Origin of the sequence: Acetobacter sp. P5B1, from assembly GCF_018811985.1 — a bacterium.
Lineage (GTDB): Bacteria > Pseudomonadota > Alphaproteobacteria > Acetobacterales > Acetobacteraceae > Acetobacter > Acetobacter cerevisiae.
On sequence record NZ_JACRVS010000009.1, the window covers coordinates 42,555 to 58,673 of the forward strand.

Consider the following 16,119-nt stretch of genomic DNA (forward strand, 5'->3'; position numbering starts at 1 on the left):
CACAAGTCGGCAGCAAGCGGGGCATTTATTCAGTCCCCGGACGGCATCCCGGAGAGGAAGGTCATGGCCCCCCGGACATTGCCTGCGGCCATACAGCCTGAAAGTCGGGCGGTTTCATCAATATCCAGCAGCGGATTGCGCGCCATATAGAGAAGGGATTCAAGGCCCATCGTGAGCAGAGTGGCGGCAATAAAGCTTAGCCGGTCTGGTGAGATGGTTTTCACCGGCATCAGGCGCAGGATGTTCTGCTTGAGGTCTTCCAGCATGTCCCGCGTTTCCTTCATGGTGAACAGACGGGCGCGGATATGGTGCTGGTTGAGTTCAAAAAAGCGCGGTGCGCCGTTAATGCTAATCAGTTCGCGCAGAACAGCCTGATGGCTCCTGGTGAGCATCATTTCCAGATTATCCATGGGGCAACGCGATTGCAGGACAATATTCTTGACGCGATCAGCAACTTTGATCAGCAGGATATCAAAGATTTTTTCTTTGGTTTTGTAATAATTATAGAAGCTGCCGGGGGAAACATTGCTCAGGGAGACAATGTCCCGCACCGTTGCGGCATCCAGCCCGATGGTTGAAAACACATTCCACGCCGCACGCTCAAAAGCCTCCTCCTTGAAGGCTCTTGTCATTTCTCTCTTCTTGGAGGTTCGGTAGGCTTTCCGTTTGGCGGGCGCTTCTACGGGAACGTCCTGGGGAGAGGGCTGCTGCTGGGTGCTCAATTCTTTTTAGGCTCCTTCAGGCCTTTTTAGGCTGGGTGACGGGGTGGCTATTATTCAATCCTTGAATAATCTTTGTGTTCCAATGTCATACGGAAAGCAAGCGTGCCGGTTATGACGGAGACTGGCTGCTCCAGCCGCCACCCAGAGCGCGGGCAAGCTGAATGGTGCTGAGCGCCTGCCGCGTTTGCGCGCTCACCAGATCATCCTGCGCGGTAATCTTCTTGATGCGCGTTGTCAGCACGTCCTGCATGGTAAACTGGCCGCCTTCATACAATCCACGGGCCTGAGAGGCCGCCTGTGTGAGTGCGCTGACCTCTGCTGTCAGGCTGGTGATGTTCTGGTCTGCGCTGCTTCGGCTTTCATACGCATCTTCCACCTCCGCCAGAGCCGTCAGGACGGTCTGATCATACGTGGCAAGAGCCTGATGCAGTTGGGCATCGGAGGCCCGGATTTTGGCCTGTATTCGGCCTGCGGTGAAAATGGGCAGGTAGGCATTGACCGCCATCAGGCCCCCGGAACCGGAAACGCCGGGAATACCATCAAACCGCAAGCGGCCATCACCCCCGAAAAACTCTAACCCGAAGCGTGGCAGGAGGTCGGTCTTGGTGCTGATCAACCGTTGCAGATTGGCTTCCAGAACATGCTTTTCCAGCCGGACATCCGGCCTGCGTTCCAGAACGGTGGAGGGAAGTTCGGTCGCCGGTGGGGCAGGGACGTGATACTGGGCCGGAGAGGAGAGGTCCGGAGCCTGTTCGGGCGGCTGGCCTGAGAGAATGGCCAGCCGGTGGCGGCAGGCATCCAGAGAGGAGACCAGCATGGGGCGCTGCGCCTGTGCCTGCGCAATCTGGCCGCGGATGGTTTCAAGATCAGCCTGCGTGGTCTGGCCGGCATCAAAGCGGGCAGAAGCGTAGCGCAGGAGAGACTGAAGCGTGCTGACAGACTGGTCCAGCAGCACAATGCGCTGTTGCAGGCCGCGGGCCGTTACGTAATTGGCCGCAACATCGGCTGCAATCGCCATGTGGGTGCCGTGCAGCATCTCTTCTGATGCTAGCGCCATCTGCTTTGCACCGCGCTTTTTGGCCAGGTTGCCACCCCAGATATCCGGTTCCCACGCCATGGTGATGCCTGCAAGGTGACCATCCGTTGCGGGGTCCTGAATATTCGGGGTGGCCATTTTCATCAGCGGTGGAACCGGGTGCCGCCAGTCTACACCGCCTCCCATCATGCCCGCTGTGGCTCCTATGGTGGGATACAGGGCGGATTTGGCCATCTGGGTATAAGCGCGGGATTCCTGCACGCGGGCCTGCGCCACACGGATATCCGGGTTGGCCGCCAGAGCCTGCTGCACAAGCTGGTTTAGCAGCGGGTCCTGCCAGGCGGTCCACCATGCGGTAAGGTCGGTGGCCTGCGTAGAGGCTGGTGCTGCCGTGAATTGCGTGGGCACAGCGACCTGTGAGGCAGGCATCTTAGTCTTGAAAGGGGAGCAGGCGACCACACCCGAGCACAGAAGCGTGGTGAGCAGCAGCCGGGCGGAAGGTGCTGAAAAAGACATCGGCATTCAGTCCTGACGGGCAAGCATGGAGCGGAAGCGGAGCAGCGCCATGGCAAGAAAAAGAGTGGAGGAGAACACAATGGCCAGCAACGAGGGCCAGATACTCTCAAGGCCAGCACCGCGATACAGGATGGATTGTGAGATTTTCACGAACTGGGTGGTGGGGAAGAAGCGCACAAGGGACTGCACAAGGTCCGGCATGCTTTCCACCGGTGTGGCCGCGCCGGAGAGCAGATAGGCCACGGCATACACCGGCACGACCAGCAGCCCGAACTGGGGCATGTTGGGGGCGATGGTGGCCAGCATCATGCCCAGAGAGGTGACGGAGAAAAGATACAGAATGAGGCAGGCGGCAAACAGGAACTGGCTGCCCGCAATGGGCACGCCAAGCCACAGATGCACCGTTAGCCAGAGGGAGAGCAGGCTGGCAACAAGGATGACCGCGCCATTAGCCAGAATTTTGCCCACGGCAATCTGACTGGCGGAGACGGGGAGCACCAGCAGATGCTCGATGGTGCCGTGTTCCCGCTCACGGATGACGGCAGCGCCGACCAGAACAATAGAGAGAACCGTCGCGTTGGTGACGACCTGCATGACGGAGGTAAACCATGCGGATTCACTATTGGGGTTAAAGCGGATACGACTTTCCCCGTGGAAGGGCATCAGCTTGTTCAGGTCAGGAGAGTGCAGCTGAGCCTGCACTTCCCCCATAAAGATCTGTTGCAGATAGACAGCGCCCAGCCCGGCCTGTGTCATGGCGGTGGCGTCAATCAGTTCCTGTATGTCCGGGGTGCGGCCTGCCAGCGTGTCCGCCTCAAAACGCGGGGGGATATCAATCACAAAGTTATAGGTGCCGTTATCCATGCCAGCCTTGCTGTTGGCGCGGTCCGTCAGGGTTGGCGGTTTGAAATAAGGCGGCAGCACCACGGAGCGGAGCTGGCGGGAGAGGGCAGAATGGTCCTCATCAATAAACGCCACGGTGGCGTTGGAGACGTCAATCTTCACGCCATGCGCCACCAGCACAATGGCGACGGAGAAGGAGAAGACAATCAGCCCCATCAGGACGAAGTCCCGCATCAGGCTGTAGAATTCCTTGCGGCACAGCAGGCCGACATTCATGACCCAGCGCAGCATTATGAATCCTGCTTCTTGAGGAAAAGGCGTGCGCCCAGCATGTAAACAGCCGCAAAAGTGCCAAGAGCAGCATACATGGAGAGGAAGGAGGTAACCCCCAGCCCCTTTGTGAAGCTGCCCAGACAAATGAGCTGGAACCATGAGGCCGGGAACGTCTCGGCAAGGTAGTACGTCACGCCCGTAAGGGTGGAGATGGGGTAGAGCAGCCCGGAGAAGTTGGCGGACATGATCAGGCAGATAATGGCTGTGCCGAAAATGGCCGCGACCTGAGAGCTGACGAAGGTTGAAATCAGCAGTCCCAGCCCGGTGCAGGCCTGAATATAGAGCAGCGCCCCGATCGTCAGGCCAATGAACGAGCCTTTGAGCGGTACCCCCAGCACAGTGACGGACAGCACGACAAGCACCAGATAGGCGATGATAGCCAGCGCCACATAAGGCAACTGCTTACCCACCAGATACTGCCCGGAACTGGCGGGGGAGGCGTAAAGGTTCATGATGGAGCCAATCTCCTTCTCCCGCACCACGCCAAGCGCTGTCAGCATGGTGGGGATGAGGATCAGGGCCAGCATGATGGTGCCCGGCGTCATGGCGTAAATACTGCGGAATTCCTGATTATAGACAAAGCGCGGGATAATATTGACGGGTATCAGATGTGCCGTGGCGGAGGGGGGCAGGGTTTTCTGCATACTGGCGGCGTAGGTCAGCAGCACGGCGTCCACATAGGCGCGGACGTTGGCGCTGAGGAACGGCATTGCACCGTCAATCACCACGCCCACTGTCGGGTTGCGGCCTGCCGCCAGATCCCGCCCGAAGCCATCGGGAATATCCAGCCCCAGGGCAACCTGCCCCTGCCGAATACGGGTTTCCACAGTCTCCCGGTCGGGAGAATAGGCGGTCTCATGGAAATAGTGCGACCCGCGGAACTGCTCGACAAGCTCCCGACTGGCGTGGGTGTGGTCATAATCCGCTACTGTGTAGCGAATGGTGTTGATGTCAAACGAGACGCTATAGGCCGAAATAAGCAGCAGGATGGTCGGGCCAAGGATGGCGAACATCAGGCGTAGGCGGTCGCGCGTCAGTTCCACGGCCTCTCGCCGGGCAAAAGCCCAGCAGCGTGAGAACCAGCGGATGAAAGGCGGAATTTTACGCGCTGGAGCCGTGCTGGCGGGAGCCTGTTGCTGCGACGTGCTGGCGGCGTTGACGCTGTTGCCGGCATGTTCGAGAAACGCGATGAACGCATCTTCCAGCGTGGCGGCGTGGGCTTCCTGAATAATTTCATCCGGGGTGCCCATGGCCAGAACTTTCCCTTTGTCCATCAGGGAAATGCGGTCACAGCGGGCGGCTTCATTCATGAAGTGGGTGGAAACAAAAATGGTCACATGCTGATCGCGCGAGAGGGCGACGAGATGTTTCCAGAACATGTCCCGCGCTGCCGGGTCCACGCCGGAAGTGGGCTCATCCAGAATAAGAATATCCGGCGTGTTGATGCAGGCAGCAGCAAGTTGCAGGCGTTGACGGATACCGAGCGGCAGACCTGTGGGGCGGCTGTCCGCCTGTTCCTCCAGCCTGAAGCTTGAGAGCATTTCTGCGACGCGCTTTTTGGCTTCTGCCACCGGCAGGCGAAACAGCTCAGCCTGAAGCATCAGGTTTTGCCGGACGGTCAGTTCTTCATACAGTGAGAAGCCCTGAGACATGTAGCCAATGCGCATGCGCGTGGACATGTCGCCCGGTGTCACCTTGCGGCCAAACAGGGTGGCCGTGCCGCTGGTGATGTCCAGCAGGCCGGTCAGCATCTTCATGGTGGTGGATTTGCCGCAGCCATTGGAGCCAAGGAAGCCGAAAATCTCGCCGCGTTTGATGCGGAAGCTGACGTTATCCACTGCTTTGAACGAACCGAACTGGCGGGTCAGATTTTCCGCGTCAATAACAGGGGGACTGCCATCATCCTGATAGGGCGGGATGGTGAAGTCGGAAATTTCCTTCTGGTCGGCTTCCGGCAGCATGGAGGTATAGGCGGCCTCCACTGTGGTGGTGCCGGTTTGTTTTTTAACGTCCGCTGTGGGAGCGGAGGCCAGAATGCGTCCGTCATTCATGGCGACCAGCCAGGAAAAGCGCTCGGCTTCATCCATATAGGCCGTTGAGACAATTACGGTCATGGAGGGCCGCTCGGCACGCATCTGGTCTACCAGCGCCCAGAACTGGCGGCGGGAGAGCGGGTCCACGCCGGTGGTGGGCTCATCCAGAATAAGCAGGTCGGGGTTATGGACCAGAGAGCAGCACAGGCTGACCTTCTGCTTCATACCCCCTGAAAGCTGGCCGGCAGGCCGGTTGGGGAAGGGCGCAAGGCCGGTTGAATCCAGCAGATGCGTAATGCGATTGGCGCGGGTGGTGGCGTCCAGCGCAAACAGGCGGCCAAAAAAATCAATGTTCTCGCGCACGGACAGGGTTGGGTAGAGGTTTTTTCCCAGACCCTGCGGCATGAAGGCGAGGCGGGTGAGAAATGCCTCACGCTCGGCCTTGTTGCTGACATCCACGCCCAGCGTGTGGATGCTGCCGCTTTGCAGGCGCCGCACGCCGGCAATCAGCCCAAGCAGGGTAGATTTGCCAACACCATCCGGCCCGACAAAGGCAATGGTCTGCCCGGCGGGAAGGGTGAGCGAAACATCATGCAGAACGTCGCGGCCATTATAGGCATGGCGCACGCCCTCTACATGGATTTCAGACGGAGGGGCGCTCATTACTCAGCGCCGCTCCGCTGGGCTGCCTGTGGCCATGCGGCATCCGGGCGCTGCCTGATATAGCCTTCACCCGTCATGCCTGCCTTCAGAAGTGCCCCGAGATGCTGCTGCTCTTCCGGTGTGACGCGCAGTTTGACGCGATAGACAAGCTGCTCCCGCTCTGTCGCCGTTTCCACATATTTGGGCGTGAACTGGGCCTGACTATCAATAAAGGAGACGGTGGCCAGCACGGGAGAGGCCACGCCGTCAAACTTGATGCGGGCTTCATCCCCCACCTTGAGCGTGCTCATGGCGGCGGTGGGGAAGAAGAGAGTCATATACGGGTCAACCGGGTCCAGCATGGAATACACGCGCCCGCCCGGTGCCAGCACGCTGCCGGGCTCCACAATGCGATATTCAATGCGGCCTGCGACGGGCGCACGGATTGTCATGTCATCCACTATGGTCTGGATCTGCCGGACCTGTGCGGCAGCGCCTTCCGTTGCATGCAGGGCTTCCTGCACACCCTGTGTCGCGGCGCGGACGGCAGCCTGTGCGGACTCAAACTGCGTGCGCCGCTGCGTGACTTCCATGTCAGAAACAAGGTTTTGCCGGCGCATGGTTTGTGCATGACGCAGCTCATCCTGCGCAAGGCGCAAAGACGCCTGATGCGCGGCCAGCTCCGCTGCGGCGCGGTCTGCCGCACTGGTGGCGCGGCTCTGCTGGGCTGCGGCCTGATCATACTGGGTCTGCACGGTGGCGCTGTCTTCCTGCGCCAGAACCTGGTTGGCCGCGACGGTATCGCCCTCATGCACCAGAAGTTTTGTAACCCGCCCTGGATATTTTACGGCCACATCCACGCGGGTAAATTCCAGCCGCCCGTTTCCGTAGAGAATACCTTCAGGCACGCTTTCGGCCTGCTGATGATGGTGCCATGCAAAGGCTCCCCCAGCGATCACAAGAAGGGAGGCGGCAATAATCGTGATTTTTACAGGAGCTTTCACAACAAACCTTGTATGGCAAAAAAGCGAATGGGTGATGAAAAGGTGTCATTTATGGAGACGGTACTATGCTTAATTTATGACGGAAACGTCAAGTTATTATTCAGAACCTGATTGAGCGTCATACGGAACCGTTTAAGTCTGGATTGGCGCTGGTTTCACGCGGAAACTTAGCTTTTTCCGTGGTGCAATAATCTAGATCAATAAATCCATAAAAATTCTTCATTTTTCATAAATTTGCAAAGTTGACAGAGTGTTCGTGTTTTATATGGTGGCACCCTGAATGACGTGTCGGGCGTGCCTGCTGCAGTTTTGCTCAGTGCCTTAAATTTCGTGCCGCACGCGACGGGGGAATGACAGTGCCTATGAAGCTCCACGATATGACGCAGATTATGCAGGACACTGCGCGGCGCGGTGTAGGAAGCCGACGGTGGCAACAGCCGGTTTACGAACATTTCCTTCCGCCCTGTAATCAGGCCTGCCCGGCAGGTGAGGATATTCAGGGCTGGCTTTCCCTCGCGCAGGCCGGAGAGTATGAGCAGGCCTGGCGTGCGCTGGTGGCCAACAACCCCATGCCTGCCGTGCATGGGCGCGCCTGTTACCATCCGTGTGAGAGCGGGTGTAACCGCGGGTCTCTGGATGACTCAGTCTCTATCCATGCGGTGGAGCGGTTTCTGGGGGATGAAGCGCTCAAAAACGGCTGGACGTTTGAAGCGGCCCCTGCAACCGGCAAGAAGGTTCTGATTGTCGGGGCTGGCCCGGCTGGTTTGTCCTGCGCCTATCATCTGGCGCGGCAGGGGCATGCGGTAGAGGTGCGGGATGCGGCAGCGGAACCGGGCGGGATGATGATGCACGGTATTCCGGCTTATCGCCTGCCGCGCACAGAGCTCCAGCAGGAAATTGCCCGGATTGCCGTCATGCCGGGCGTGACGCTGACATGCGGCGTGAAAGTAGAGGATCTGAGTAAAGCAAAGGCTGAGGGCGGGTTTGATGCCGTTTTTGTGGCTGTGGGCGCGCAACTGGCCAATCACCTGAACGTGCCAACCGGCGACGGTAAGCGTCTGGTTGACGCCGTCAGTCTGCTGGATGATGTCAGCGAGCAGAAAAAGCCGCAGCTTGGCCGTGTGGTGGCCGTTGTGGGCGGTGGCAACGTGGCCATGGATGCCGCGCGCACGGCTGAACGCCTTGGCGCGAAAGATGTTGTGATCGTCTTCCGTTACGATAAAGACCATATGGAAGCTCTGCCCGGTGAGGCTGCGGAAGCCTTTGCCGAGGGTGTAAAAATTCGCTGGCTGAATGTCGTGGATCACTTCGGCGCGGACGGCATTACCGTTGAAAACGTGACCATGAATGCGGACGGCAGTGTCACGCCCACCGGCGAGATCACCACGCTGGCTGCGGACTCTGTCGTGATGGCCGTGGGGCAGCATAGTGATCTGTCCCTGCTGGCGACGATGCCCAAAATCACCGTGCAGAAAAATGACACGGTTGCGGTGGACGCCACCACGCTGATGACCGGTGAGGCCGGGATTTTTGCGGGCGGTGACTGCATTGGCGGTGCACGGACCATGACAACGGCGACGGGGCACGGCAAACGCGCAGCGCACGCCATTCATGCCTATCTGAACGGCGAGACCTACGTGCACCCGGCCAGTCATCCGGTGGTGAGCTTCGACATGCTGCATCTGCCGGACTACCGGAATGCGCCGCGCCGCACACAGCAGGAACGGCCTCTGACTGACCGCAGCGATTTTGAAGAAGTCACTGCGGGGCTGAGTGAGCGGGAGGCGCGCTATGAGGCTGGCCGCTGCCTGTCCTGCGGCAACTGCTTTGAATGCGACAACTGTTTTGCCGCCTGCCCGGAGCAGGCCATTACCCGGCTGGGGCGCGGGAAGGGGTATGAGGTCTCTCTCGATCTCTGCACAGGCTGCGCGTTGTGCGCCGCCCAGTGCCCCTGCCACGCCATAGAAATGCAGCCTGAACCACAGGATGAAAACGCGACCACCGGCAGTCTTGGCGAGCCCATTGCGCCGGTCGATTTCAAAGTGCGCGCGTGAGAAGGGAAAGTGTCATGACCGATCAAAGTGTGACCATGGATGGCAACACCGCAGTTGCCCATATTGCTTATCGCGTAAACGAAGTCTGCGCCATTTATCCCATCACGCCGTCCTCCACCATGGCGGAACTGGCTGATGCCTGGTCGGATCAGGGGATCCGCAACATCTGGGGGACGATCCCGGTGGTGCAGGAAATGCAGGCCGAAGGCGGGGCAGCCGGGTGTGTGCATGGTTCCCTGCAAAGTGGTGCGCTAACCACCACTTTTACGTCCTCGCAGGGGCTTATGCTGATGATCCCCAACATGTTCAAGATTGCGGGGGAACTGACCTCCGTAGTCTTTCATGTCGCGGCGCGTGCGCTGGCGGCCGGGGCGTCTTCCATCTTTGGGGACCATCAGGATATCATGGCTGTGCGTACCACGGGTTTTGCCATTCTGGGCGCAGGCACCGTGCAGGAAGGGCATGATCTGGCGTTGATCGCGCAGGCCTCTACGCTGGCGGCGCGTGTTCCGTTCATTCACTTCACGGACGGGTTTCGCACATCGCACGAATATAACGGGCTGCATCTGCTTCCGGATGAGACCATCCGCGCCATGATTGATGACAAGCTGGTGCTGGCCCACCGTAAACGCGGGCTGAGCCCGGAAAATCCGTTTATCCGGGGCACATGGCAAAACCCGGACACGTATTTCCAGAGCCGTGAGTCCGTAAACCCGTTCTATGAGCGTGTGCCGGACATTGTGCAGTCCGCCATGGATCGCTTTGCCGCGCTCACGGGCCGCCAGTATCAGCTGTTCCGCTACGAAGGTGCACCGGATGCCGAGCGCGTTGTGGTGTGTATGGGCTCGGGCGCGGAAGTGGTGCGGGAGACCGCCAAATGGTTGTGCCAGCAGGGGCAGAAGGTTGGTGTCCTGCAGGTCCGGCTGTTCCGCCCGTTCTCGGCGAAGCATTTTCTGGATGCCTTGCCGAAAAGCGTCAAATCCATTGCGGTGCTGGACCGCACGAAGGAGCCGGGTGCGCCGATGGAGCCGCTGCATGCGGACGTGGTGGGCGTGCTGGCCGAAGGTGTGGGGGAAGGGGCCTTCCCGCATATGCCGCGCGTGATTGGCGGGCGTTACGGTCTGTCTTCCAAAGACTTCAACCCTGCCATGGCGCGGGCGGTGTTTGATGAACTGACCAGGCCGTCACCTAAAAACCACTTTACCGTCGGTATTCTGGATGATGTGGGGCACACCAGCCTGACCTATGATGAAAACTTTGACATTGAGCCGGAAGGCACGGTGCGTTGCCTGTTCTATGGTCTGGGGGCCGATGGCACGGTGGGTGCCAACAAAAATAGCGTTAAGATCCTGAGTGAAAAACCCGGCTGGTTTGCTCAGGCCTATTTTGATTATGACTCCCATAAATCCGGTGGTCAGACGGCCTCGCATGTCCGGTTTGGCAAAAGCCCGATCAATGCGCCGTATCTGATCCGTCATGCCGATTTTATTGCCTGCCACAAGTTTGATTTCCTGTTTCGGCGTGATGTGCTGGGGGCAGCGAATGATGGCATCTCCTTCCTGCTGAACAGCCCCTATTCCGCTGACGAGGTCTGGGACCATCTGCCCAGAAAAGTGCAGGATCAGATTGTTTCCAAAAAGCTGCGGTTTTTCGTCATCAACGCGTCTGATGTTGCGCTGACTCTGGGTCTTGGCCCGCGTGTGAACACCATTCTGCAAACCTGCTTTTTCCATCTCTCCAATGTGCTGCCTGCGGATGAAGCGATTACAGAAATCAAGAAGGCTATTCAGAAATCTTACGGGGCGAAGGGGGATGCTGTTGTTCAGCTGAACTTCCGCGCTGTGGATGCGGCCCTTGCGGCCCTGCATGAAGTCAAGGTGCCGGCACAGGCCACTGGCACGGTGCCAATGCCGCCGGTTGTGCCGGAGACTGCGCCGCTGTTTGTCAAACAGGTGACGGGTGAGATCATGGCCGGGCGGGGAGATCTAATTCCTGTCAGCCATATGCCGGTGGATGGAACATTCCCCGGTGGCACCACGCAGTATGAAAAACGGAATATTGCGGTGGAAGTACCTGTGTGGGACGCGGATGCCTGCCTGCAATGCGGCCAGTGCAGCATTGTCTGCCCGCATAGTGTCATCCGCGCGAAAATGTATGATGTGGAGGATCTGGAAGGGGCGCCTGCGTCTTTCAAAACAGCTGAGATTAACGCGCGGGGTTATCCGGATTCTCGCTTTACGCTCCAGTTTTATGTGGAAGACTGCACCGGCTGTGGCGTGTGCGTAGAAAACTGCCCGGCCATTGTGCCGGAAACGGAAAAACGCGCCATTAATATGGAAGAGAAACTGCCTATTCTGGAACAGGAACGCCAGAATATCGCGTTTTTTGAAAAACTGCCGGATATGGATCGGGCCAGTATTAATGAAGCCAACGTCCGAGGCGTGCAGTTCCTTGAGCCGCTGTTTGAGTTCAGCGGGGCCTGCGCAGGGTGTGGTGAGGCACCGTATCTGAAGCTGGTTTCTCAGTTATTTGGTGACAGGCTTCAGATTGCGAACGCCACAGGCTGTTCCGCCATTTTTGCGGGTAATACGCCAGCTCATGCCTGGAAAGCCAATGCTGAAGGGCGCGGGGTGGCGTGGTCCAACTCGCTGTTTGAAGACAATGCCGAATTCGGGCTGGGTTTCCGTATTGCAGCGGATGAACAGACGGCTCTGGCGCGCCAGCTGGTGCAGAAACAGTCCGCTCTGGTGGGTGAGGATCTGGCCAAAGCCCTGCTGGGCGCTTCCATGCATACGGAAGCGGATTTTGCAGAGCAGCGGAAACGGGTTGCGGCTCTTAAGCAGAAGCTGGAGGACGTGGACGCCCCCGATGCCATCATGTTGCTGTCCGTGGCGGACTTCCTCATCCGCCGGTCTGTCTGGATTATTGGTGGTGACGGTTGGGCCTACGACATTGACTCCGGCGGTCTGGACCATGTGCTCGCACAGGGGCGGAATGTGAATGTGCTGGTGCTGGATACGGAAGTGTATTCCAACACGGGTGGTCAGTCCTCCAAAGCCACGCCGCTGGGGGCTTCCGCCAAATTTGCGGCGGCTGGTAAGCGGTCTCCGCGGAAAGATCTGGCCATGCAGGCTATTTCCTACGGGAACGTCTATGTGGCGCAGATTGCGATGGGCTCAAACCCGGAGCAGGCCGTCATCGCCATGCGGGAAGCCGAGGCGTATGAGGGGCCGTCCATTATCCTCGCCTATTCCCAGTGTATTGCACACGGCATTGATATGCGCACAGGCATGAAGCAGGCCGCCCGGGCCGTTGCCTCTGGTTACTGGCCGTTGTTCCGGTTTGACCCGACCATGCGCAAAAGCGGGCTGAACCCGTTCCGGCTGGATTCAACCCGGCCCCGTATCCCGCTGGAAGACTATGCCTATCAGGAACTGCGCTACAAAACGCTCACTCGCACGCATCCGGAAGCAGCGGCGCATATGCTGCATCAGGCGCAGGCGGCGTTGAATGAGCGCTATCGTCTCTATGAGGATCTGGCCGCCCGTGACGGCAGTCGCTTCCTGCCGCACTGGGAAGATGTGAACTGAAAACCGCAGGGTCTCAAAGAACCGGGGAGTTAAAGAGCATGAACCTTGAAACACAGTATCTGGGCCTTTCCCTGCGGCACCCCATTGCGGCGTCCGCATCACCTCTGACAGCCGATCTGGATCACATTCTGCGTGTAGCGGATGCAGGGGCGGCGGCCATTGTCATGGCCTCCATTTTTGAAGAGGAGATTGCCGCGCAGGAGGTGCATGACGCCGCTCTGTTTGAAGCGGGAGAGGATAGTCATCCGGACGTCAACGGCGGGTATTTTCCCGCTGTGCCGCAGGCGACCGTCCTGGATGGACGGCTTTCCGTGCTGCGGCGTGCGGCGGAACGGGCCGGGGTGCCGGTGATTGCCAGCCTGAATGGCTGCACGCAGGCAGGCTGGGTGCATTTTGCCCGCAAGCTGGAGCAGGCAGGCGCTGCGGCCATTGAGCTGAACTTCTGGCATATTGCTGCTAACCCGGATGAGACGGGGGCTGAGGTGGAAGAGCGGTTTATTGCCATCCTCAAGGCCGTAAAGGCCGAAGTCAGCCTTCCTGTCAGCATCAAGTTACCGCCGTTTTTCAGTGCGCCGGGCAATATGGCGAAACGGCTGGTGGAAGCCGGGGCTGCCGGGCTGGTGCTGTTCAACCGGTTTTATGAGCCGGGGTTGGACCTGCATCCCGTAGCACCGGAAGCCGATGCGCAACTCAGCACGTCCTACGAACTACGGCTGCCGCTGATCTGGACCGGCCTGCTGTCCCGCAGGCTCCAGACCAGCTTTGCGGTCTCCGGTGGCGTCAATTCCGGTGAGGACGTGGTGCGCTGCCTGCTGGCCGGCGCGGATGTGGCGATGGTGACCTCCGCTCTGCTGCGGCATGGCTCAGGCTTTCTCTCCACCATGCTGGCAGAGATGCAGGCATGGATGGAAGCGCGCTCTGTGGAAAGTGTAGCGGCCTTTAAAGGGCAGCTGGCGGCCCATGGCACAGCGCAGGCGGCCGAGACGTTCCTGCGGGACCAGTATCGGCGCATTTTGTCTTCCACTCCGGCTTTCGGGCAATAACGTAGTATGTCTCAACAGGAAAATCAGACCATGGTGTCCTCTTCTGCTGCTTCCGTAACCCCAGCGCAGCAGTACGTGCAGGATAGCGCCGATATGCCCGCAGCTTCCGGCCCGAAAAGCCATCAGGCTTTTGAAAATCTGATTGAGCGGGCCAGACAACTCCCCGGCAAGGTGAGTATCGGTATTGTCTGGCCGTGCGAACAGCATGCGCTGGAAGGCGCGATGGATGCGGCGCAGCAGAATATTCTGGAACCCGTTCTGATCGGCCCGCGTGCTCTGATTACTGATGTGGCGCAGAGCTGCGGGATTGATCTGGGGGGCGCAACCATTGTGGATGCCGCCACCCCGCAGGAGGCTGCGGCGCAGGCTGTAGCACTGGTCAAATCCGGGCAGGTGCATGCCCTGATGAAAGGCAGCCTGCACACAGATGTGTTGATGCATGCCGTCGTCTCACCAGAGAGTGGGTTGCGCACAGCCCGGCGGGTGAGCCATGTCTTTCTGCTCGCAGTGCCTGCTTATGATGACCTTATTTTTGTGACGGATGCCGCTATCAATATCTTCCCGGACCTCACCATCAAGCGCGATATTGTGCAGAACGCGATTGATCTGCATCGGGGCCTTGGGCTTGGCGAGCCGCGGGTGGCGCTGCTGTCTGCTGTGGAAACCGTGAACCCAAAAATTCCGGGCACGGTGGATGCCGCGGCCCTGTGTAAAATGGCGGAGCGTGGGCAGATTGAAGGCGGTGTTCTGGATGGCCCGTTGGCCATGGATAATGCCGTGAGCGCAGAGGCCGCCAAAATTAAAGGCATTACCTCGCCGGTAGCAGGGCGGGCGCAAATTCTTGTGACACCCGATCTGGAAGCAGGCAACATGCTGGCCAAGAACATGATCTTTCTGGCCGGAGCGGATTCAGCCGGGGTGGTGCTGGGGGCCAGTGTGCCGGTGTTGCTGACCAGCCGGGCGGATAGTGTGCAGGCGCGGCTGGCGTCCATTGCCGTGGGCGCATTGTATGCGCGGCACCTGCATCCGGAAAGCGCTCCTGCGGCGTGAGGCGGGTTCAGGACAGAAGAAGAGCCATAGAGAAGGACGGATCAATGCAGGACGTGATTATTGTTTTTAACAGTGGCTCTTCCAGTCTGAAATTTACCGTTTACGACAAGGCCGACAGCCAGAAAGCGACGGTTCTGCTCAACGGGGAAATTGAGCAAAACCCCAAGGGCGCACGCTTCCATGCCAAAAATCATGATGGCGCCGTTCTGGTGCAGGAAGAGTGGCCCGAAACCGGGCTGGCGATTTTTGACCATCTGTTCCACTGGCTGGAGCAGTTTGCTCAGAAGGGCCGGGTGGTTGCGGCCGGGCACCGGGTTGTGCATGGTGGGGCCGATTTTCTGGAACCAGTGAAAATCACGCCGGAAATTCTGAACAAGCTGGACCAGCTCACCCCGTTTGACCCGCTGCATCAGCAGGCCACGCTGGCCCCGGCTAAAGCCATTGCGCAACGGCGGCCAGACCTTTTGCAGGTGGCCTGTTTTGATACGACCTTCCACAGCACCATTCCCAAAGTGGCGCGGCTTCTGCCGTTGCCGCGCCGGTATGAGGAACGGGGCGTGGTGCGCTATGGCTTCCACGGCATTTCCTACAGCTATATTGCCCAGCGCCTTGCGCAGATTGACCCTGAGCTTGCAACGGGGCGGACCATTATTGCCCATCTGGGGAGCGGGGCCAGCCTGTGTGCCTTGAAGGATGGCAAAAGCCTTGAAACCACCATGGGCTTTTCTGCGCTGGATGGCCTGATGATGGGCACGCGCTGCGGCGCGATTGATCCGGGCGTGTTGCTTTACATGGTGCAGGAAGAAAAGGCCGACTGGCGGACGCTGGTGCAGACGCTGTACCATGAGTCCGGTTTGCTCGGCGTCTCCGGTATTTCACCCGATATGCGGGTGCTGCGTGAGATGCTGGCGAAGGACGCGAGCTCTGCCCAAAGCGTGCAGATTGCCGAAGCGTTGAGCCTGTTTGTGTATCGTATCCGTCAGGAAATCGGTGCGCTGACGGCGGTGATGGGTGGTCTGGACGGACTGGTCTTTACCGCGGGCATTGGCGAGCATGATGCTGCATTGCGGCACGAGGTCTGTCAGGCGTTCAGCTGGGCTGGTGTGACGCTGGATGAGGCTGCCAACCAGCGTCATGATGCCATTATCAGCACGCCGGACAGTCGGGTGCGGGTGCGCGTGGAACCGACTGACGAGGAGCGCGAGATCTATATGAGCGTTCTTAAATTTCTCTAAGCGGCGGGGGAGGCGTGC

The 16,119-nt window shown here is 59.1% G+C and carries 10 protein-coding genes; 5 read left to right on the forward strand and 5 right to left on the reverse strand.

The window, feature by feature from the left end:
* Positions 1–29: 29 nt before the first annotated feature.
* The 5 genes from KP703_RS07985 to KP703_RS08005 form a co-directional block, all read right to left on the reverse strand.
* Positions 30–632 carry a TetR/AcrR family transcriptional regulator gene (locus KP703_RS07985; protein WP_215754426.1) on the reverse strand — a complete coding sequence of 201 codons (603 nt, stop codon included), beginning with the start codon at positions 630–632 and terminating at the stop codon, positions 30–32.
* Positions 633–831: 199 nt separating this feature from the next.
* On the reverse strand, positions 832–2,280 hold the full coding sequence (locus KP703_RS07990; RefSeq protein ID WP_215754427.1) for a TolC family protein: 1,449 nt from the start codon (positions 2,278–2,280) through the stop codon (positions 832–834).
* Positions 2,281–3,408, reverse strand: a complete 1,128-nt coding sequence (locus KP703_RS07995) for an ABC transporter permease (RefSeq protein WP_215754428.1) — start codon at positions 3,406–3,408, stop codon at positions 2,281–2,283.
* A complete protein-coding gene (gene rbbA, locus KP703_RS08000) occupies positions 3,408–6,146 on the reverse strand; it encodes a ribosome-associated ATPase/putative transporter RbbA (protein WP_215754429.1) in 2,739 nt (912 codons plus the stop codon). The genes KP703_RS07995 and rbbA overlap by 1 nt, the downstream gene beginning before the upstream one ends.
* The gene (locus KP703_RS08005) at positions 6,146–7,129 is read right to left on the reverse strand and encodes an HlyD family efflux transporter periplasmic adaptor subunit (RefSeq protein ID WP_215754430.1); all 984 of its coding nucleotides are present in this window, start codon (positions 7,127–7,129) and stop codon (positions 6,146–6,148) included. The genes rbbA and KP703_RS08005 overlap by 1 nt, the downstream gene beginning before the upstream one ends.
* A 350-nt stretch (positions 7,130–7,479) precedes the next feature.
* Between KP703_RS08005 and KP703_RS08010 the strand changes: the two genes are divergently transcribed.
* Genes KP703_RS08010 through KP703_RS08030 form a run of 5 tightly spaced genes read left to right on the forward strand, consistent with a single transcriptional unit; the run spans position 7,480 to position 16,101 of the window.
* On the forward strand, positions 7,480–9,183 hold the full coding sequence (locus KP703_RS08010) for an NAD(P)-binding protein (protein ID WP_215754431.1): 1,704 nt from the start codon (positions 7,480–7,482) through the stop codon (positions 9,181–9,183).
* A 14-nt stretch (positions 9,184–9,197) separates the two neighbouring features.
* Positions 9,198–12,773 carry a pyruvate:ferredoxin (flavodoxin) oxidoreductase gene (gene nifJ, locus KP703_RS08015; protein WP_215754432.1) on the forward strand — a complete coding sequence of 1,192 codons (3,576 nt, stop codon included), beginning with the start codon at positions 9,198–9,200 and terminating at the stop codon, positions 12,771–12,773.
* 38 nt (positions 12,774–12,811) lie between these two features.
* Positions 12,812–13,816 carry a dihydroorotate dehydrogenase-like protein gene (locus tag KP703_RS08020; protein WP_215754433.1) on the forward strand — a complete coding sequence of 335 codons (1,005 nt, stop codon included), beginning with the start codon at positions 12,812–12,814 and terminating at the stop codon, positions 13,814–13,816.
* A gap of 6 nt (positions 13,817–13,822) precedes the next feature.
* The gene (locus tag KP703_RS08025; protein ID WP_215754434.1) at positions 13,823–14,866 is read left to right on the forward strand and encodes a bifunctional enoyl-CoA hydratase/phosphate acetyltransferase; all 1,044 of its coding nucleotides are present in this window, start codon (positions 13,823–13,825) and stop codon (positions 14,864–14,866) included.
* Positions 14,867–14,910: 44 nt separating this feature from the next.
* Positions 14,911–16,101, forward strand: a complete 1,191-nt coding sequence (locus tag KP703_RS08030; protein WP_215754435.1) for an acetate/propionate family kinase — start codon at positions 14,911–14,913, stop codon at positions 16,099–16,101.
* Positions 16,102–16,119 lie beyond the last annotated feature (18 nt).